Annotated in this window: 14 protein-coding genes; 7 read left to right on the plus strand and 7 right to left on the minus strand. The window is 50.1% G+C overall.

Features of this window, described 5'->3' with window-relative positions; genetic code table 11:
• Window positions 1-2 precede the first annotated feature (2 nt).
• From K4H28_RS11795 to K4H28_RS11805, 3 genes are all read right to left on the minus strand, one after another.
• Window positions 3-3,056 carry an efflux RND transporter permease subunit gene (locus K4H28_RS11795; RefSeq protein WP_221005383.1) on the minus strand — a complete coding sequence of 1,018 codons (3,054 nt, stop codon included), beginning with the start codon at window positions 3,054-3,056 and terminating at the stop codon, window positions 3-5.
• A 76-nt stretch (window positions 3,057-3,132) separates the two neighbouring features.
• Window positions 3,133-4,269, minus strand: a complete 1,137-nt coding sequence (locus tag K4H28_RS11800; RefSeq protein ID WP_221005384.1) for an efflux RND transporter periplasmic adaptor subunit — start codon at window positions 4,267-4,269, stop codon at window positions 3,133-3,135.
• Window positions 4,270-4,339: 70 nt separating this feature from the next.
• Entirely contained in the window at window positions 4,340-5,746 is a 1,407-nt protein-coding gene (locus K4H28_RS11805; protein WP_221005385.1) for an efflux transporter outer membrane subunit, read from the minus strand.
• A 256-nt stretch (window positions 5,747-6,002) separates the two neighbouring features.
• Here K4H28_RS11805 and K4H28_RS11810 point away from each other — a divergent pair, with 256 nt between their 5' ends.
• On the plus strand, window positions 6,003-6,614 hold the full coding sequence (locus K4H28_RS11810; protein ID WP_221005386.1) for a TetR/AcrR family transcriptional regulator: 612 nt from the start codon (window positions 6,003-6,005) through the stop codon (window positions 6,612-6,614).
• A 14-nt stretch (window positions 6,615-6,628) separates the two neighbouring features.
• On the opposite strand, the gene K4H28_RS11815 is transcribed toward K4H28_RS11810, so the two are convergent.
• Together K4H28_RS11815 and K4H28_RS11820 are read right to left on the minus strand one after the other, a co-directional pair.
• Window positions 6,629-6,910, minus strand: a complete 282-nt coding sequence (locus tag K4H28_RS11815; RefSeq protein WP_221005387.1) for a hypothetical protein — start codon at window positions 6,908-6,910, stop codon at window positions 6,629-6,631.
• 142 nt (window positions 6,911-7,052) lie between these two features.
• Window positions 7,053-8,597 (minus strand): serine/threonine-protein kinase, encoded by a 1,545-nt coding sequence (locus K4H28_RS11820; protein ID WP_221005388.1) that lies wholly within the window; start codon window positions 8,595-8,597, stop codon window positions 7,053-7,055.
• 158 nt (window positions 8,598-8,755) lie between these two features.
• On the opposite strand from K4H28_RS11820, the gene K4H28_RS11825 reads away from it, so the two are divergent.
• Both K4H28_RS11825 and K4H28_RS11830 read left to right on the plus strand, forming a co-directional pair.
• Complete coding sequence (locus K4H28_RS11825) at window positions 8,756-10,354, plus strand: NAD+ synthase (RefSeq protein ID WP_221005389.1); 1,599 nt, start codon at window positions 8,756-8,758, stop codon at window positions 10,352-10,354.
• A 240-nt stretch (window positions 10,355-10,594) separates the two neighbouring features.
• Entirely contained in the window at window positions 10,595-12,397 is a 1,803-nt protein-coding gene (locus K4H28_RS11830) for a GGDEF domain-containing protein (protein ID WP_221005390.1), read from the plus strand.
• Window positions 12,398-12,471: 74 nt separating this feature from the next.
• On the opposite strand, the gene K4H28_RS11835 is transcribed toward K4H28_RS11830, so the two are convergent.
• Complete coding sequence (locus tag K4H28_RS11835; protein WP_221005391.1) at window positions 12,472-13,581, minus strand: GGDEF domain-containing response regulator; 1,110 nt, start codon at window positions 13,579-13,581, stop codon at window positions 12,472-12,474.
• A gap of 141 nt (window positions 13,582-13,722) precedes the next feature.
• Here K4H28_RS11835 and K4H28_RS11840 point away from each other — a divergent pair, with 141 nt between their 5' ends.
• Window positions 13,723-14,085 (plus strand): hypothetical protein, encoded by a 363-nt coding sequence (locus tag K4H28_RS11840; protein ID WP_221005392.1) that lies wholly within the window; start codon window positions 13,723-13,725, stop codon window positions 14,083-14,085.
• 89 nt (window positions 14,086-14,174) lie between these two features.
• Here K4H28_RS11840 and rpsT read toward each other — a convergent pair whose 3' ends face one another.
• Entirely contained in the window at window positions 14,175-14,444 is a 270-nt protein-coding gene (gene rpsT / locus K4H28_RS11845) for a 30S ribosomal protein S20 (RefSeq protein WP_221005393.1), read from the minus strand.
• A 157-nt stretch (window positions 14,445-14,601) separates the two neighbouring features.
• Here rpsT and murJ point away from each other — a divergent pair, with 157 nt between their 5' ends.
• The 3 genes from murJ to K4H28_RS11860 all read left to right on the plus strand — a co-directional run bounded on the left by murJ (window position 14,602) and on the right by K4H28_RS11860 (window position 20,566).
• A complete protein-coding gene (gene murJ / locus K4H28_RS11850) occupies window positions 14,602-16,137 on the plus strand; it encodes a murein biosynthesis integral membrane protein MurJ (protein ID WP_221005394.1) in 1,536 nt (511 codons plus the stop codon).
• Between the two features lie 110 nt (window positions 16,138-16,247).
• A complete protein-coding gene (locus tag K4H28_RS11855; protein WP_221005395.1) occupies window positions 16,248-19,166 on the plus strand; it encodes an HD domain-containing phosphohydrolase in 2,919 nt (972 codons plus the stop codon).
• Between the two features lie 197 nt (window positions 19,167-19,363).
• Window positions 19,364-20,566: an amino acid aminotransferase gene (locus tag K4H28_RS11860; protein WP_221005396.1), complete on the plus strand. Its 1,203-nt coding sequence runs from the start codon at window positions 19,364-19,366 to the stop codon at window positions 20,564-20,566.
• Window positions 20,567-20,747: the final 181 nt, after the last annotated feature.

Raw genomic sequence — 20,747 nt, forward strand, 5'->3', positions numbered from 1 at the left:
TATTAGGCTGGTTTTTTCTTACCGAACTTCATTACCCACTGCACTAAGTCATCGACAAAGGTAAACACCACCGGAATCACCAGCAAGCTAAGGAAAGTCGAAGTGATTAAGCCACCGATCACCGCAATCGCCATTGGCGCACGGAAGCTTGAATCAACGCCCCAACCCAAGGCAATCGGCAGCATACCTGCGCCCATCGCCACCGTAGTCATCACAATCGGACGCGCCCGCTTGCGCCCCGCATCCATCAGCGCATCAAAACGACTCATGCCATCACGGCGCGCAACAATCGCGTATTCCACCAGCAAGATTGAGTTTTTCGCCGCAATGCCCATCAGCATCACCAAGCCAATTAAGGATGGCATCGAGAATGAGCTTTGCGCGATAAACAGCGCTAAAAATGCACCGGGAAACGACAGCAACAACGCAAACAAGATCGTTACCGGCTGCATGAATTGGCGGAATAGCAGCACCAACACCATATAAATACACAGCACGCCCGTTAGCATCGCCAAACCAAAGCTCGCAAAGAGCTTGTTCATCTCTTCAGCATCACCAAACTCAGCACGAGTAACGCCAGAAGGTAGATTTTTGAGTGCCGGCAATTGATCCGCTTCCGCGCTGACTTCACCCAGAGGTCGACCATTGAGTTCAACATCAAAAATCACATTTCGCGCTCTATCGTATCGACTAATCAGGCTAGGGCCACTGGATATTTCAATGTCTGCGACTTGCCCCAGCATCACCTCGCCTTGGCTAGAAGGCACACGTAAACGCTTAATCTGCTCTAAATCAGTACGGAACGAATCCGGTAAACGCACCACAATCGGCACTTGACGTTCGGGTAGATTCAGCTTGGCCAAGGCAGTATCAAAGTCTCCGACTGTTGCAATCCGAATCGTGTCGGCAATCGCCACCGCCGTTACACCCATATCGGCCGCCCGGCTCATATCTGGGCGAATAATCAATTCAGGCCGCACCAAGCTCGCACTGGAAGTAATCGCACCCACGCCCTGCAGCGTTCGCAAATCTTGCTCAATCGCTTTTGCTGCAATCATCAGCCCATCCGGATCATCGGATTTCACGATCATTTGCAGTTTTTCACCACTTTGGCCCAATCCCACCGTCACGCGAGCACCAGGAATCGCTTGCAAAGCAATCCGCAGGTCTTTTTCAATTTCAGTTTTTTTCTGGCTGCGTTCATTGCGCGGCGCGAGTGTCAGCGTTAAGTTGGCTTTATTCACGCCACTGCTGCCACCCGCAAAGGGATCAGACCCCGCCTTGCCATCGCCAACCGCAGTATAAATTCGCGTGATGTAGGCATTTTTAGCCAAAATGAGTCGCGCTTGATCGGCCGCGACGAAGGTTTCTTGCAACGTCGCGCCAGGTGGTAATTCAATCTTTACCAAGGTTTGCGAGCGATCATCGGGCGGTACAAAACCTTTTGGTAACAAAGGCACCAGTGCTAATGCGCCGACAAAAAACACCAAGGATAAAAATGCCGTCGTTTTGCGATGATGCAAACACCATGCCGCGCAACGTAAATACCCTTCTTTCAGCTTGCCTTCTTTTTCTTCACCGACAATGGGCTTGAGTAAGTAGGCCGCCATCATCGGCGTGAGCAAACGTGCCACCACCAAAGAGGCCATCACCGCCATCGCCGCAGTCCAGCCAAATGGGTGGAAGAATTTACCCGGAATCCCGCTCATAAATGCGGTCGGCAAAAATACAGCGACCAAGGCAAACGTCGTGGCGATCACCGCGAGACCGATTTCATCCGCCGCCTCCATCGCAGCTTGATACGGCGTTTTGCCCATCCGCAAATGGCGAACGATGTTTTCGATTTCAACAATCGCATCGTCGACCAAAATCCCGACCACCAAGGCCAGCGACAATAAAGTCACCGTATTGAGCGTAAAGCCAAATAAATACATACCAATAAACGTTGGCAGAATCGACAGCGGTAAAGCCGCCGCCGACACCAAGGTGGCACGCCAATCGCGCAAGAAGAACCACACGACAATCACCGCCAGCAACGCGCCTTCATACAACAAGCCCATCGAGCCATCAAACTCTTCCTGCACTGGCGCGGCCATATCGTAGGCGGTTGTTAAGACTAGCCCTGGGTTCTCCAGTTTCAGCTTGGCCAACGCCTCACTCACTGCGGCGGCCACTTCGGTTTCGCCTGCGCCACGTGAACGGGTAATTTCAAAACCAACGACCGGCTTGCCATCCAACTGGGCAATTGAACGACGCTCAGCAATCGTGTCTTCAATCGTTGCAATTTGATCCAAGCGAATTCGGCGGCCATCGGATAGAGCGAGCTCGGTTTTGGCTAGCTCTGCAGTCGATTGCACAGTGGCAATCGTACGAAGCGCTTGCTCTGATCCGCCTAAATCCACACGGCCACCCGAAGCGTCTTTTTGCGTACGCGCTAGCTGGCGTGAAATATCGCTACTGCTCACTCCTAACGCGGCCATGCGTTCTGGATCGAGCTCAATCCGCACCTGCCGCGTCACACCGCCTACGCGGGAAACTTGCCCCACGCCTGGAATCGCCCGAATCGCACGCGTGATTTTATTGTCGACCAACCAAGACAATTGCTCTTCATCGAGCTGTGGATCCGCAACCGTGTACACCAAAAACGGTACGCCAGAGAACTCTACCTTGCCAATCACCGGATCTTTCAAATCAGAGGGCAGCTCGCTGCGCACATTCGAAACCGCGTTGCGGACATCATCCACTGCATCATTAATTGGTTTTTCCAACACAAACTCAACGGTCATGCCGACGACACCGTCGCTGATATTGCTATAAACGTGCTTCACGCCTTGCAAGGCCGACACCGAGTTTTCTAGTTTTCGAGCGACTTCGGTTTCCAGCTGCGCAGGCGCAGCGCCGTCAAGTACCGCAGTCACCGTCACCATCGGCAATTCGATGTCGGGGAAGTCTTGCACCTTCATCTTGTGGAACGACATCACGCCGCCCAAAGACAAAAGCACAAACAGCATAATGGCCGGAATCGGATTCTTAATCGACCAAGCAGAGAAATTCATTTTGCGCCCTTTACAGATGCATAAATAGGTATATCAATCCAAACATTGATAAGCATTAATTAGAAGCAGATACCCATCACTTCGTAACAACACGAACCACATCACCATCAGCGAGGAAGCCAACGCCACTGGCGACAATTTGCTGATCAGCTGTGATGCCTTCTACTTCCATCATGCCGTCGGCCTGCCGCCCCAATTTGACGCGAACTTGTTTCACTTTCGAAACGGAATTGCTTGTCTGCAACACAAACACATTGGCAAAACCATCACGCAGCAGTACTGCGCTGCCCGGCACGGCCAGTGCTTTGCCTTTACCGACAGCAATACTGCCCTTGGCGAACATGCCTGGTTTGGCCTCGCTCAATCCGGCATCACTATTTTTTAGATCGACATACACCAAGACATTGCGAGTTTTCATATCCGCCGTTGGCGCAATTTTGCGCACCGTGCCTTGCAGCACTTTGCCCGTCGGCAGCGCCACCGTCACCGCTTGACCCGCTTTGATTCGGCCGCTTTCTGCTGCCGTTACTTCGGCCTGCCATTCCAAGCGACCTTGACGTACCAAGCGGAACAACTCTTGCCCCGGCTGACTCACCGCGCCAAGCGATGCGCTACGTGCAGAGATAATGCCGTCGTCCGGAGCTACAATCCGCGTTTGTCCAAGGCGAACTTGGACGGAACTCAGTTGCGCTTTCGCCGATTGCACCCGCGCTTTGGCGGTGAGTTCTTTGGTGTAGGCTTCGGTCATCTGCTGCTCAGACATCGCGCCGGTGTTACCTAATTGGCGAACTCGATCAGCGTTTTGCTTGGCCTCGGCCAAGGCCGCTTCAGTTTCGGCGAGTGATGCTTTGGCTTGTGCGACTTCGGCTTGCACCGTTTCATCGTTAAAGCGCGCCAACAGCTGGCCTTTGTTCACCACATCGCCAACTTGCGCATTAAGCTCGACCAAACGCACGCCACCCAATTCGATGCCAATCAGCGATTCTTGCCACGCCACAACATTGCCGTTGGCGGCAACGGTTTGCGCCCATTCAATTGACTTGGGTTTCACCAAGCTCACCGACAGCACGGGCTTGGCCGCTTCGACTTTTTTCTCTTTACTATCAGCCTGTACAACAGCTGTCGTAACAGCGATGCTTGCGACAAAAGCCACGATCAGTGCTTTAAAAATCGTATTGCGATGAAATGGCAGTTTATCCAGAAATTGATTCATTACCCTACTCCAGTATGTACTTGTAGCCATTAATTAATAATGGCCTGATAGATATACATCACAGTAAACATTAATGACTTACTGAGTTCTGTGGCCACTCACCGCCGACCGCTTTATACAAGGAGATCCATAAAGCCAATTGCTCTCGTTGCAGCGAAATTTGCTTGGTTTGAGCCGTTAATAAAAAGCGTCGAGAAATTTCCAAATCGAGCAAGTTAGCGCTGCCTGCTTTCCACATCGCATTCGTTGCATCTTGCTGCTTTTGATAGCCAGCCACTGAACGCAAGGTCGCCGCAACACGTTGATTGCTACTATCGAGCTTAACCATGGTCTGCTCAACTTCGCGCACGGCAAAGCGAACTTGCTGTTGATACATTGCAAGGGCCTGCTCAAAGCGAGCTTGCGCGGCTTCTTCTTCTGACTTTAAGCGTCCCGCATTGAAAATCGGTAGCTTCACAGTTGGGCCAAACGACCACGAATTACCACTCAGTTCTACGCTGCTTGTCTCTTGGCGACCCACGCTAATTGCACCGAATAAGCTTAGCGATGGCAATCGGGCAACTTTGGCAATCCCCACATCGGCGGCGGCGACTTTTACTTTTTCTGCCTCGACGCGAATATCATGCCGCTGCGTAATCACTTCGGCAGGCAATGAAGTCACCGCAAAACCCAGCGGTTGCGGCAATTGACGTTGACCTTGGCTAATTTGAGCGCGAACCTGCGCTTCGCTTAAACCAGTCACCGCGACCAGCGCTTTAATCGAGATCGCGACTCCTTCTTGCATTTCCGCCAACTGCGCCACAGAATCCGCACTACTTGCATCGGCTAATGCCACATCCACAGGGCTGGCCAAACCCACGCTGGCTTTATCCTGCGTGAGTTGCAAACTACGATTACGCGACTCCAAATCAGCCGCGACAATATCCGCCATAGCTTGATAGGCACGCAACGCCACATAGGCGTTGGCGACTTCGGCGGCAACGCTCACTTGAGCATCATGCCACTCGACTTCTCGCGCTTTCATATTGGCAACCAAACCTTGTTCAGCTGCGCGAATCCCGCCCCACAGATCGATCTCCCAGCTCGCATCTAAGCCCACCGAGCCGTTATTCGTAATGTAATTCGGGGACATCAGCTCATTTTGGCTGCGCGTACCTACAGCAGTCGCGCCAATTGTCGGCCACAAATAGGATTTGGCTGAGTAGGCTTTGGCACGCGCTTCACGAATTCGCGCTTGCGCAAATTCGAGCGTTGGATTGGCTTGTTGCGCAGCAATCAACAAACCATCGAGCACAGGGTCTTGCCAAGATTGCCACCACTCTTTTTGTGCCGCCAAACGAGCAGTACTCGGCGCAGAGGCTTGCCAAGCTTTTTCCTTTGGTTCTAATTGTGCGGCATCGGGTTGCGGTAAATTTACCGCACAACCGGTTAACGCAGCCAAGACGGTGATCACCATCAAATTTAAACGCTGGCGCATAAGTGTTGCGTTTCCCTGTGAGAGTTACAGAAGACGATTCATCCGTAGAAGCGGAAGTGCCTGAAAATACTTTATTTGGCAGACAAGCGCATTGCCACATGAATCGAGCATGTTTTACTTAGCAAAATCAATCCGGCGAATTTAACTGTGGCGCATCGCCGTGCATCACAATTGAAACTAGATTATCAGTGATGACGATGCTAAACTGACCGAACGGTTCGGTCAATATGTATTACGCATTTAATTTGGAAAGCTTATGAACGCAGCAAGTAGTAAACTCACAGACAGCAAGCGCGCGCAAATTCTCAGCGGCGCTCGAACCATGTTTATGGAGCATGGCTTTGCCAGCACCAGCGTTGAAAAAATAGCGAAAGCAGCCGGCGTATCGAAAGGCACGATTTACAATTACTTTGCTAGCAAAGAAATTTTGTTTGTCGCGCTGATTACAGGCGAATGTGGCGGAGAAGCGCAATTGCCGGAGGCCGCGCAATTGATGGCTGCGCCCGTAGAAAATGTACTCACGCAATTTGGCACCCAATGCTTGAGTGGCTTACTGCAAGAAGATCAGCAGCGACTATTTCGCATCGTCTTGGCGGAAGTGATGCAATTCCCGCAACTCGGGCAATTGATTGAATCCACCGGCCCCGCACTATCCATGGGCGTATTGACCGAATACCTGACGCGACTGAATCAAGCAGGAAAATTAGACATCCCTCAACCGAAACTCGCGGCGGAGCAATTTATGGCCATGTGTGATGCGGGGATTATCCGCCGCATGCAGCTTTCTGTGGGCAATCCAAGCCAAGCCGAGATTGACCTGCAGGTGACCAGTGCGGTGAAATTATTTATGAATGGCTACGCGCCATAACGCCAATTGACGGCTTAACGCGCGCTCAATAATTCAATCAGTGCTGTGGGGTCTTGATTGGTTTGAAGCACCGCACGCACTTTATTAAATGCAACCGCGGCCTCATCAGGATATTTGCCATAGGAAACAACGCTGGCATGCCGCCAACCGGCTGCGGTGAGTACTTGTTTCGCAAATTTACTACCCTCAACGCCGCCGCCACCGAGCTGCAACAAGGCTTGTTCAAGCAAAACATGCGGAAATGGCGTGCGAGATAATGTATTGAAGTGCCCAGCTTGGATTTCATCGAATTGCATTTTAACGCTCACTTAAATGAAATAAGAATGCACCGCTCAATACTGAATCGCATTGGCTAATTTCACCCTCTTCTGTCATTTTTTTAGTGTGCGCCAGCCCAAATAGCAAGCTCTCTACACATTGAACGAGCATCGCTCAAAATTAGCCGCCGCCACGCCTTTGCAACTCGGGTGCAGACGTTGGGCAAGTCGCTTTTCCTTTAAAGCAATCCACAGCCCCCGTCACCGCAGAATCAAGTGCCTTGCCGACTTGTTGCAAACCGCTACTCAATGTCGACTCAACCCGCTGGGGCAACGGCGTTGCCTCGCTGACCTTAGCTTGCTCTGGGGCACGCTCGTAATAGCTTTCTAATGCCGGCTCAGGAGCGGGCTCAACCATGGGGGCCGCCGATACGAATGGCTTTAGCTGAGCCGGCTCAGCTTCTGGGCTAGGCCTGGTCCAGGTGATGGTCGCGGCCGCAATTTCAGACTCGGGCGTCGGCCACATCAACCAAAGCAAACTCGCTACAAGCAACGCCACCATGCCGGCCTGTATTTTCTTTGGTAAAGCTAAAAACTGCTGTCTCGCGCGTAAAAAGAGTGCAAGTAAAATCGGCTGAAGAATTTGCCAAGCTTGCGATAGCTTAGCCCCTGCAATCGGCATCCTTCTCTTAACCATGGCTGCTGCGCGCAATAGCCATGGCCAGAGCTGACGCACAATACTTGCCAACATTAAACCTATTTGACGCAAGACCCAGAGTAGCGTCATCCACGTTTGTTGCAGCCAACTCACTAGTGGATAGCGCTCGCGCTGTTCGACTTCAGGCTGCGGTACCTCATCGACTTTGGGCTCATTCACGCTTGCATCACTGCTGCTCTTAGATGAAAACGTATTCGTGCCCGCAGACTGAATCGCAACCAGCACCTCACCAGCCAATGCAAATCGATCTTCTTGTTTTTTTGCCAAGCAGCGCAAAATCAAATCGGCCAGCCATGGCGGTACTTCAGAGTTAAGGGAGCGAGGATCAATCGGCTCTGAATGCAGGATGTTAAACACGATATTCATCGTGGTTTCACCATCAAACGGTACCTTTCCAGTCAGCGCTTGATACAGCACGACACCCGCCGAATAAATATCGGCGCGACCGTCCAGCTTGGTGCCGGCCAATTGCTCGGGCGACATATATCGCGGCGAGCCCAGTATGGTGCCAGTTCGGGTTAAATCGCTGGCGGGCAATTGCGCAATACCAAAGTCGGTAATCTTTAAGCGCCCGTCTTTGGTCAGCATCAAATTGGCGGGTTTAATATCCCTATGCACTACATCATGCCGATGCGCATGGGCCAAGGCCGAGAACATCTGCTTTGCTATGCGAATCACGTCGCGAACGGCGAGGGTGCCACGCTTTTCCAATACTGCTTTTAGACTAATTCCCTGCACTAACTCCATCGCTAAATAAGGCTTACCACGCCATTCACCACAATCAAACACGGTAATAATACCGGGGTGATTCAGGCGCGCAGCCGAGCGAGCCTCTTGCAGCAAGCGAGCGGCGTAATCCGCCGCCTCTGCGCTATCGAGCGACACTTGCAACAGTTTAATCGCCACATCTCGCTCTAAGCGCTCATCCCGCGCACGAAATACCACACCCATCGCGCCCTGACCAAGGCGAGACTGGAGTTGATAATGCGCGATTTTGGGCTGTGTCATATTCGAAGCGAGGCTAAAATGGCGGATGAAATAATCACTTATTGTATCGTGCGGCCCCGAGAGAAAGACGTAACAAATCGCACAGGCATGATTTTGCGCACACAGCGCTGCGCATATCGTTAAAATAGCGGTTTTCCTACGCTGATTAATTGCCGCCCATGAAAATCGCCCTTGCTCAGATCAACCCCATTGTTGGTGACCTCGACGGCAACACCGAGCTTATTTTTGCTGCGGCACGCGAAGCGGCAGCCAACGGCGCCGAGATACTCCTCACACCAGAGCTGGCGTTAACCGGCTACCCACCCGAAGACTTGCTACTACGCCCAGCATTCTTGCAGCAATGCCGCGAGAAAATTGGTCGATTTATCGACGAACTCGACGGGATTACCTTGGTGCTGGGTTACCCATCTATGAGTGGCGATGAAATTTTTAATTCGGCCTGCGTGATTCGCGATGGGAACTTCTTGGGGCGCTACGATAAGTTATTGCTGCCTAACAATGCGGTTTTCGACGAAGTTCGCTACTTTACACCGGGTATTGTACCGCTAGTCTTTGAGCAAAATGGCGTCAATATCGGCATCGCTATTTGCGAAGACCTGTGGGATACCGAGCCCGCAGCCGCCGCACGCGATGAAGGTGCAGATGTATTACTCGTACTGAATGCCTCACCGTATCATCAAGCTAAACAAAGCACACGTCGCGAAGTGGCCCGTCAGCGTGTCGATGAAAACAACATGCCGGTGGTGTATTGCAATTTGATGGGCGGGCAAGATGAATTGATTTTTGATGGTCATTCATTTGCGATCAACAGGGCCGGCGCTTTAGCGCTGCAACTACCTGCATATCAAGCGATGATTGGCTATGTCGATTACGTCGATGGCGATTTGCAGATCGGTAACGTGGCAGCTGATGAATCCATCGAAGCCAGCGTCTACGGCGCTTTGGTACAAGGCGTGAAAGACTACATCGGCAAAAATCGCTTCCCTGGCATCTTACTCGGCCTCTCTGGCGGTATTGATTCAGCACTGACTCTGGCGATTGCGGTGGATGCGCTGGGCGCAGAAAACGTGCATGCGGTGATGATGCCATCGCGTTATACCGCCGATATTTCAGTCAATGACTCGCGCGAGATGATAGACATCCTCGGCTGCCAATATTCTGAAATCGAAATCTGGTCGATGTATGAAAGCATGATGGCTGGGCTCGCACCTGAGTTCGAAGGACGCGACATGGATACCACCGAAGAGAATTTACAAAGTCGTATTCGGGGTATGCTCTTGATGGCCTTATCCAACAAGACTGGCAAGCTAGTACTCACCACGGGTAATAAATCAGAAATGACCACGGGCTATGCCACACTGTATGGCGATATGGCTGGTGGTTTTGCAGTGCTCAAAGACATTGCCAAAACGCTGGTGTATCGCCTGTCGAACTGGCGTAATGAGCAGGGCGTCGTGATTCCAGAGCGCATTATCACCCGCCCACCTTCAGCCGAGCTGCGCCCCGATCAAAAAGACCAAGATAGCCTGCCCGAGTACGAAGTACTTGATGCGATTTTGGCCGCTTACGTTGAGGATAATTTAAGCATCGCCGACATCATCAAGCTCGGTTACGCCGAAGCGGATGTCAATAAAGTAGTGCGTTTACTGAAAATCAACGAATACAAGCGCCGCCAAGCGCCTGTTGGCCCACGCATTACTCAGCGCTCATTCGGCAAAGATTGGCGCATGCCGATTACGCAGCGATTCACACGTTAAAAATTAATAACGTATATTGATCTAGCCACTATATAAAAAGAGCTACAAAGCAATACCCTCGCCTTATCAAACCCAAAGCCCAAGCACACCACTTGGGCTTTTTCATCGCTGCGATGAATTGCGAACGAATTGGCTACATCAATATTATTTGTCATATTTCATGCTCAGCACGAGCAATGTAACAAAAAATTCATCTTTGGCTGTTACCTTACAACCTCCCGCCAGCCCTTTCGAGTTTGTATGAATTCCATCTGCACGACTGACCCCTATTGCGCCGAACTCGAGCAGATTATTCAGCAACAAAAACTCAATGCCCTATTTCAACCGATTGCCGCACTCAATCACGAGCAGGCCTATGGTTTTGAAGGGCTGATTCGTGGCCCATCCGCCCATTTTCTACATTCCCCGATCAATTTATTTCAGACCGCCGAACGCTGCAATCAACTGGTTGAGCTCGATGTAGCGTGTCGTAAAGTGATTATCAAAGCCTTTGTCGAACGCAACTTACCGGGAAAGTTATTTCTCAACATCTGCCCCACCAGCCTTATTCAACCCTCGTTTCGCCCCGGCGCCACACTGGCCTACCTCAAAGAAGTTGGTCTAGACCCACATCGCGTAGTGATTGAGCTCACCGAAACGCAATCGACTGGCGATTACAACCTTTTGACCGAAGCGCTCAAACATTACCGCGAGATGGGATTTAAGATTGCGCTGGATGATTTAGGGGAAGGTTTTTCTAGCTTGCGGCTATGGTCTGAACTCAAGCCTGACTTTGTCAAAATCGATAAATATTTCATCCAAGGCATTGGTTCTGATCCGCAAAAACGCCAATTTGTCCGCTCGATTCAGCATATCGCACTCCACACCGGCACTTGCGTCATAGCCGAAGGCATTGAAACGGCGGCTGAACTTGAAGTCATCCAAAGGATAGGCATTAACTTGGCACAGGGCTATTTGATTGGACATCCCAATGTTCAGCCGATTGCTAAGATCAAGCTACCTACATTGCAAACGCAAACGCCAATCACGATTGACCAACGCAGCAGCCATGCAGGCGCGTTATTAAAACAAATCCCATGCGCAAGCCCAGCAGATAGCAACGAAGCCATTTGGCGGCGGCTTTCAGCCCAAACCGATCTGATCGCAATTCCGGTGGTCGAAAACGACAAACCGATTGGTCTGATCAAACGCAGCGATTTATTAGAATTATTCTCGCGCCCTTTTAGCCGTGAATTATTTGGCGCACGCAGTTGCGCCACGCAAATGGATCGCAATCCGCTGATTGTGGAACAAGCCACCAGCCTGACTGAATTAGCGCGCTTAATCACTTCATGCGAGCGCGGCGACCTCAATGATGGTTTTATTTTGACCGAGCAAGGCCGCTACCTTGGCATGGGTACGGGGCGCGATCTTATTCGCGCCATGACCGCCTTACAAATTAGCGCTGCGCGTCACGCCAACCCACTCACCGGCTTGCCCGGTAATGCGCCGATCCAAGAAACCATTGCCCAGCTTTTGGCCGAGCAGCTTAATTTCACGGTCGTTTATGTGGATTTGGATCATTTTAAACCCTACAACGATGTCTACGGTTATGCCCGTGGGGATGAATTACTGCAATATTGCGGCCATTTACTACAGCGCAATACCGAGCCGCAACTAGATTTTGTCGGCCATGTTGGCGGTGATGACTTTATCTTGCTGCTGCGCTCGCCTGATTGGCAAAGCCGCTGCGAAGCAATTTTGAGCGAGTTCCAACAGCACTTATCAGCTTTCTTTAGCCCCACCCATTTGGCAGAGAACGGATATCAAGCCCATAATCGCCAAGGGCAGCTACAACATCATCCCTTAGTGTCGATGTCGCTCGGCGCAGCACAAATTATTGCCCGTGATTACAACACGCACCATGAAGTTGCCAATACCGCTTGTGCTGCAAAGCACATGGCCAAGCGGCAGCAAGGCAATACTTTGTTTATCGAACAACGCGTCACACATCAAGCCAACTCAAACCATCAAGCAATGTATTTAAATCAAGACATTGCATAACAATGACTACAAACCAATACCCATAAAAAAGCACAGCTACTTAGCTGTGCTTTTTTATGGGTCAAAAACATTGATTACTCATCAAGCCGAGATAAATCCCAATCTAAGTTCAATTCTTGATTAGCCATCGCCAATAGAGGCTGCAAATTGCGCATCAGCGCCAATAAATGTGGCTGCAGCTCTGTGCCCATGCCTTTATGCAACATCACTAAGGCCTCTGCGATTAACGGTGTCGGCGCAATCGAGGTATTCACCTCAGGCATAAAGACCTGATTTTCTATCGGCGTGGCATATAGCCGATCCTGCGCAATCATCATCATGCGCTCACTCGACTGCGCATCGTCATGCCAAGAATTAGCGACAGAAATACTGGCCGTGACGCGCAATTGCTGTCCACGGAAATTAATCCGCGCATTGGCAATGCTATTACGTAAACGCTCTGCAACAATTCGCGCTTCGGTCAATGGCGTTGCTGGCGACACAATCGCAAACATGGGCCCGGTCAAATGCGCCAAGGTATCTTCCTTGCGCAATTTGCCTTCGAGCAATTTAGCCAGAAGCCCAAGCATTTGACCGTATAGTTTTTCGCCCAATTTATCGTTCAAGGCTTGGTGATGATTGACTTCTAACAGCAGCAAAGTCACTTCGCTATTGTGGCGCAGCGCAAAAGCCAGCGCTTGATTGAGCTGTAAATCCAATAAATGCGAGCTGCCAACACCGGTCAGCTCATCTGTGGTCGTTTGCACTTGCACCGCACGTGACTCAGCTAACTCCCTTCGAGTGGCCGCTAATTCCAGATTGGCTTTGACCCGGGCCAGCATCTCGGTACGATCAGTGGATTTGGTAATGAAATCATTGGCACCGCATTCAACACAGCGTAATTTGGTCGCCTCGTCTTCTTCACCAGAGATAATAATCACCGGCAAATGATGCAAACGATCATCCCCCGAGCTACGGATCCGCGCTAGCAAGCCCAAGCCATCTAATTCAGGCATTGTCAGATCCGACACCATTAAGTTAATGCTGGTATCAGCCAACAAGCGTTTCCAACCCGCCTCGCCATCGGCCTCTTCCAAAATATCAAAATGCTCGGATAAATGTTTTTTGACCGTTGCGCGGACAATCCGCGAATCATCCACAATTAACACTTTAGGACGGGTGCTTAATTCGCTACTCTCGTTCATAATGAATTCCACTACATTCGGGCAGACTCTTAGCCTAGCATACGAATCTGAGTGACGGGAGGTAGAAATACCCCTTGCCGTCCGTTGATTGAAGTCCAGCTCGGGGTTTATACCTGACTTGTGCGACTTTTGGATGACACTATGTCGACGACCTATCGTTTACAACTTAGCGTAGCACCCATTTCCCCCGCCGAAGCCGAGCGGACACTATTAGCGATCAAACGCGCTTGGTGCATGCCATCTTGGGTACGCCGAAAAACATTAGCTGACCAAGTGATTCTGCTAGAAGTTCGCCATGAAGCAGAACTCAAATCTGGAGAAAGTGCCGATTGGTTTGTTGAACGAATTGGTGCGGCCATTTGGCAAGAAACAGGACGATATGTACGGATTTCAGTTGATATCGCACCACACGAAGCACCCGATGGACGAATCTACGTACTGGACGAACCCGCCTATTGGCGCATTATGCAAAGTTTTCGATTGTCTTCAACGCGCTTTAGCTAAAACTCACGATTATATTTCCATGACAAATAGGCACAAAAAAACCCGCTTTAGGCGGGTTATTTTGCTTTAGAACCTGTTACTTACAAAGCTTAGGCAGCAGCCATTGCTTTGATCGCAGCAGACAAACGGCTCTTATGACGAGCTGCTTTGTTCTTGTGGTAGATCTTTTTGTCAGCCAAGCTGTCGATCGTGCTAACAGATTCTTGGTAAACAGCTGCAGCAGCCGCTTTGTCGCCAGCCGCGATCGCTTTCAGTACTTTCTTAACTGCAGTACGGAATTCTGAACGTTGTGCGCCGTTGTGTAGACGTGCAACTTCAGCTTGACGAGCGCGTTTGCGTGCTTGTGCGGTATTTGCCATGGTAATTCTCCTAAAGGTATAAACGGGTCTACTGCTTCGCCGGAGACACGGACTTTCGGCAGCACACACACCCTAGAAAGGGGGCAATTTTATGCCTTCTTCACGCCGAGTGCAAGTAGGCGTTATGATGCGTGGCATCTAGGGATGGATAAACACAATGAATTTATTAAGATCACTGGCTGCGGTCAGCTCAATGACCCTCGTTTCACGCGTACTGGGCTTTGCACGCGACGCGATTATGGCGACTATTTTTGGCGCTGGCGCCGCAATGGATGCATGGGTAACGGCCTTTCGGCTACCTAATTTACTAAGACGTATCTTCGCAGAGGGCGCGTTTTCTCAAGCCTTCGTGCCAATACTGGCAGACAAAAAAACTATCGAAGGACAAGAGGCGGCCAAAGCCTTTACTGCCAACGTGGCTGGCTTACTTACACTCATTTTGGCTATTGTTACGTTAATCGGAATTTTGGCTGCGCCATGGATTATCTGGAGCACTGCGCACGGATTTACCAAAAACCAGAGTCAGTTTGAGCTCACCACTGATCTATTACGCATTACCTTTCCCTATATTTTATTAATATCGCTCTCGTCTCTGGCGGGCGCAGTACTCAATACGTGGAACAAATTCTCGGTTCCAGCCTTCACCCCAACTCTGCTGAACATCTCATTTATTGTTTTTGCACTGTTCTTTGCGCCCTACTTTGACCCGCCCATCATGGCGATGGCATGGGCCTTACTCTTGGGCGGCCTAGCCCAGCTGGCCTACCAGCTACCTCATTTGAAAAAAATCGGCATGCTGGTTCGCCCAAAGCTCAACTTTAAAGACCCTGCCGTATGGCGCGTTTTAAAACAAATGGGGCCCGCTATTTTAGGCGTGTCGGTGAGCCAAATTTCACAAATCATTAACCAAAGCTTGGCTTCACTCTTAGTCGTCGGCTCAATGTCTTGGATTTATTACGCAGATCGCTTGATGGAGCTGCCCACCGGTTTACTGGGCGTTGCTTTAGGGACGATCTTACTTCCTTCGCTATCAAAATCTTTAGCCAATAACGATACGGATGAATATTCAAAATTACTCGACTGGGGATTGCGCTTGGCGCTCTTGCTGGCACTGCCTTCTGCCGTGGCCTTGGCTGTCATCGCAGAGCCGCTCACCATTTCCTTATTTCAGTACGGAAAATTTACTGCGCATGATGCGCAAATGACGCAAATGGCACTGATGGCCTACGCAGTCGGCATTCCTGGATTGATTCTGATTAAACCACTGGCTCCCGCGTTTTATGCCCGTAAAAACATCAAAACGCCAGTCAAAATTGCCGTGTTTTCTTTATTAGTAACCCAAGGCTTAAATTTGGTGCTGGTGCCATTTTTGCAGCACACAGGCCTCGCCTTATCAATTAGTTTGGCCGCCATTGCCAATGCAGGATTACTGTATTACCAGTTGCGAAAACAAGATCTATTCACCCCACAACCGGGCTGGATGAGCTTTATATTTAAATTAATCGTCGCAGTATTACTGATGGCGCTGGCCTTATATGGCGTGATGCAATTAATGCCCGCATGGGGTCAAGGCCATATGCCAATCCGATTGCTACGCTTAGGCGCGCTGGTCGCCGCAGGCATGATGGTTTATTTTGCAGCCTTGGGTCTATTTGGTTTCCGACCTCGCCAGTTTTCCCGGCGTAGCGTTTAAACGCCAAGCGACGACAAACAACCGTCCAGAGATAGCAAAAGCTTACATCTGATCTAAAAATTGCTTTTCTTCGCCTATACTTGCTCGACCAATAGTCTTAGGCGAAGAAAATGCATCACTCCAGCCACAATAAAGTCCCGTTTTATATCCACATAGCGTATCTATTTATTGCGCTATTGCTTGGCTTTGCGCTGATTAGCGGCTGGAATCAGTACCATGCCACCAGCGTTATTTTGAAGCAATCGGCCGATCAGCAATTTCGTCTAGCGGCAAAAGCCGCTATCGAAGAAGTGGAGGCGATTTATCAAAGTGGCGCTCGTAGCACCGAATTGATGGCACAACAACGGCTGATGAATGCCACCACACTCAACGAACGACTTGAAAGTCTGCCCTACCTCGCCACGTCTTTGAAATACAACCCCGCCGTGATCGCACAATTTATCGGTTACGAAACCGGTGATTTTTTTCTAGTTCGCACGTATGAAGGCAACCCTGCGATTCAAAAACGCTTCAATCCACCAGCAGGAACAATGTGGATTATCCAAAGTGTGACCCATCCGAATGGAAAAGCGCACGGCGAATACCTGTTTTACAACCAAGCGCTACAACAAATCGAACGGCGCGTAGACCCCGAATACCAATTCGACCCGCGTAGCCGCGATTGGTACAAGGCAAAACTCAACTTTCATCAATTACTGGTGTCTGCGCCTTACTTCTTCGCCTCCAGCGGTTTACCTGGCATCACCTTCGCTCAGCAAACTACCAATGAACTCGCCGTCGTTGGAAGCGATATTCGACTAGAACGGATTAATGAATTTTTACTGCGCCATAAAATCACGCCAGACACTCGACTCGCCCTACTCGATCAAGACGAACGCGTATTAGCTAGCCATAAAGGCACTCCTGAACTGATCATCGAGGCCGATGGAAAAACCGTTCTCCCCAAACTCATGTCTTACGATGCCCCCGTACTCAAACACTTTTTAGGAATGCCGCAAGGAAAAGCCGAAAACGCGAGTACGTTTGCCGCAGAGAGCGGCGAGCAGTGGGAAGGTTTAGCGCTCAACATTAACCTCCCCAATATGCAGCCGCTACAACTGGTGATGGCGACCCCGCATCGTGAGCTGATGGCTGCCGCAATTAAAGAACGTAATCGCAGCATGTTGGTTTCGGCTTTCATCATTGCATTCGGATTGATGGTTGCAGTTTGGCTGGCGCGCCGAGCATCAAAACCAATCAATGATTTAACCAGTGAAATCCAAAAAATAGAGCAATTTCAATTTGGAGAAGCCATTCAAGTTAAAACCAATATTACCGAGATAGCTCGCCTTGCTGAAAGTTTAGGCGCAATGAAAACAACCATTCAACATTTCATGGAGCTATCACAAGCACTCGCCGCAGAAACTAATTTTGGCCGCTTGCTCGCGCGAATTTTGGATGAACTTGGTGCGGTCAGTCGCGCAGAAGGCGGGGTTATTTTTATCACTCATGCCGATGGGCAGCATATCGAAGCAGAACAATATTTTTGGCAAAGCAAGGCGCAAACTGCAGCTGGAAAAGCGACCGCGATCGCATTAAATAGCCAACATGTGATTGCGCAAGCGCTACAAAATCAACAGATACTACGCACAATTTCACCCCGCGAGTTTCAGGCATCGTTCCCATTACTACCGCCTGCCGAGAGGGACCTTAGCCAACTGACGCTACCGCTAGTCAATCGTGATGGCACGCTGGTGGGTGTTTTAGCCCTCATTATTGATGACGCTCGTATACCCAGCGCAGACCTATTGGCTTTTGTTCAAACCATCGCCGCGACTGCCGCCGTTGCCGTTGATACGCAGCGCCTCATCAATGAGCAAAAAGTATTGCTCGAAGCCTTTATTCAACTCATTGCTGGCGCAATTGATGCCAAGAGCCCCTACACCGGCGGCCACTGCCAACGCGTGCCAGAACTGACCAAAATGCTTGCGCTGGCAGCGCAAAAACAAAGCAGCGGCCCATTTGCCGATTTCTCACTCAATGAAGAGCAATGGGAAGAACTCCATATCGCAGCATGGTTACACGATTGCGGTAAAGTCACGACACCAGAATATGTGGTCGACAAAGCCACAAAGTTAGAAACCCTCTACGATCGAATTCACGAAGTGCGAATGCGCTTTGAGGTACTAAAACGCGATGCAGAAATTGCATGCTGGCAAGGGATTGCGAACGGTGGAGATGCGCATGAACTTCAAGCTCAACTGACTCAAGAACGAGACACACTGGACGAGGAGTACCACTTTATCGCCACCTGTAACGAAGGCGGTGAATTTATGGCCCCCGAAAAAGTGGATCGACTCAAACAAATCGCCAGCCGCACATGGCTACGTACACTACCCGACCGAATCGGTATTTCACACGAAGAAAAAGAGCGCAAAGCCCGTGAACCCGAAGCGCAACTGCCTGTTACCGAAGCTTTATTGGCCGATAAGGCAGAACATATTTTAATTCGCAGCGAACGCGATAAACTTGCCGAAGACAATCCTTGGGGCTTTAAGGTCAAAGTACCGGAACACATGTATAACCGTGGAGAGCTTTACAATCTTGGCGTAGCGCGAGGTACCCTTTCAGAAGAAGAACGCTACAAGATTAATGAGCATATTATTCAAACCATTATCATGCTAGAAAAACTCCCCTTCCCACGTCACCTACACCGAGTTCCAGAAATCGCCGGAGGCCACCACGAAAAAATGGATGGCACGGGTTACCCAAAACGGCTGAAACGCGACGAAATGAGTTCCCCAGCACGGATGATGGCAATTGCCGATATTTTTGAAGCACTCACCGCGATTGATCGGCCCTATAAAAAAGGCAAAACGCTTTCAGAGGCGATCAAAATTATGGGATTTATGATCAAAGATCAACATATTGACCCTGAGATATTCTCGCTCTTTCTCAGTGAAGGCTTGCACCTTGAATATGCACGACGCTTTATGAAGCCCGAGCAAATCGATGAAGTCGACATTTCGCCCTATATCCTCAATGCATAAAACCCCAAGCCGGCACTGCCGGCTTTTTTACGTCCTCGTTGTAATTGATGTTTTGCGACAAAAAGTAGCAAAAGAATCGACTTAGCGGCAGTGATGCCTAGCGCCTCGTCATAATGAATCGTGCTAAAATTGCGCGAATCTTGATAGTAATAGAAGGCAAAACAGCCTTTTTTCTTTATCTAAATGTGGAGCTTTGCATGTCGTCTTCGATTTTTTCCGCTGTAGAAATGGCCCCTCGCGATCCAATCTTGGGTCTGAACGAATCTTTCAACGCCGATACCCGTGACTTTAAAGTCAACCTAGGGGTCGGCGTTTACTTTAATGACGAAGGCAAAATTCCTCTATTGGCAGCGGTAAAGTCAGCGGAACAAGTCCGTTTGGCGGCACAACCACCACGTGGCTACCAAGCCATCGAAGGCAACCCAGCGTACAACACTGGCGTGCAAAACCTATTGTTTGGTACTGAAAGCGAATTGACTGCCGCTGGCCGCGTTGTAACGGCTCAAGCCTTGGGCGGCACAGGCGCTTTGCGTATCGGCGGCGACTTCTTGCAACGTCTGAACCCAAACGCAACCGTTTACATCAGCAATCCAAGCTGGGAAAACCATCGCGCAATTTTTGAAGCGGCTGGCTTCAAAGTGGGCGACTATCCATACTACGACGCAGCGACACGTGGCGTAGATTTCGCAGCAATGAAAGCCTTCCTACTTGGTTTGGAAGCTGGCTCGATCATCATCTTGCACGCTTGCTGCCACAACCCAACTGGTGCAGATTTGTCTGATGCACAATGGGCAGAAGTCGTTGAAGCTTGCCGCGAACGCGGTTTGGTACCGTTCCTCGACATGGCTTACCAAGGTTTTGCTGAAGGTATTAGTGAAGACTCAGTGGCAGTCAACGCTTTCGCAGCGTCTGGCCTGCAATTCTTGATCTCTAGCTCATTCTCAAAAAGCTTCTCACTCTATGGTGAGCGTGTTGGTGCATTGTCGATCATCACTTCAAGCAAAGAAGAATCTGGCCGCGTATTGAGCCAACTAAAACGTGTCATCCGCACGAACTACTCAAACCCACCAATCCACGGTGGCGCAGTGGTTGCGGCCGTTTTGGCAAGCCCAGAATTGCGCGCAATGTGGGAAGAAGAACTCGGCGGCATGCGCGTGCGTATCCGCAGCATGCGTTCTGGCTTGGTTGAAAAGCTCGCTGCTCGCGGTGTGGCGCAAGACTTCAGCTTCGTAACGCAACAACGCGGCATGTTCTCTTACACCGGATTGACTGCTGATCAAGTTGAAGTATTGCGCGCAGAGCACGGCATCTACGCTGTATCGACTGGCCGCATCTGCTTGGCTGCTCTGAACAACAAAAACATCGACTACGTGGCCGATGCGATTGCAAAAGTCCTCTAAGTAAACTCGAACAATCAAAACGGCCAGTGATTTCACTGGCCGTTTTTTTATAAGAAATACCTAAGCGTATTTCATGATGTACTACCCTATAAGCCATTATTTAAAATGGCTATAAGCAGATACATCACTTATTTAATTGAGTCATTGACTTAGAGCCAATAAAAAAGCCACGAGAACACTC

The organism is Deefgea tanakiae (assembly GCF_019665765.1).
GTDB classification, from domain to species: Bacteria; Pseudomonadota; Gammaproteobacteria; order Burkholderiales; family Chitinibacteraceae; genus Deefgea; species Deefgea tanakiae.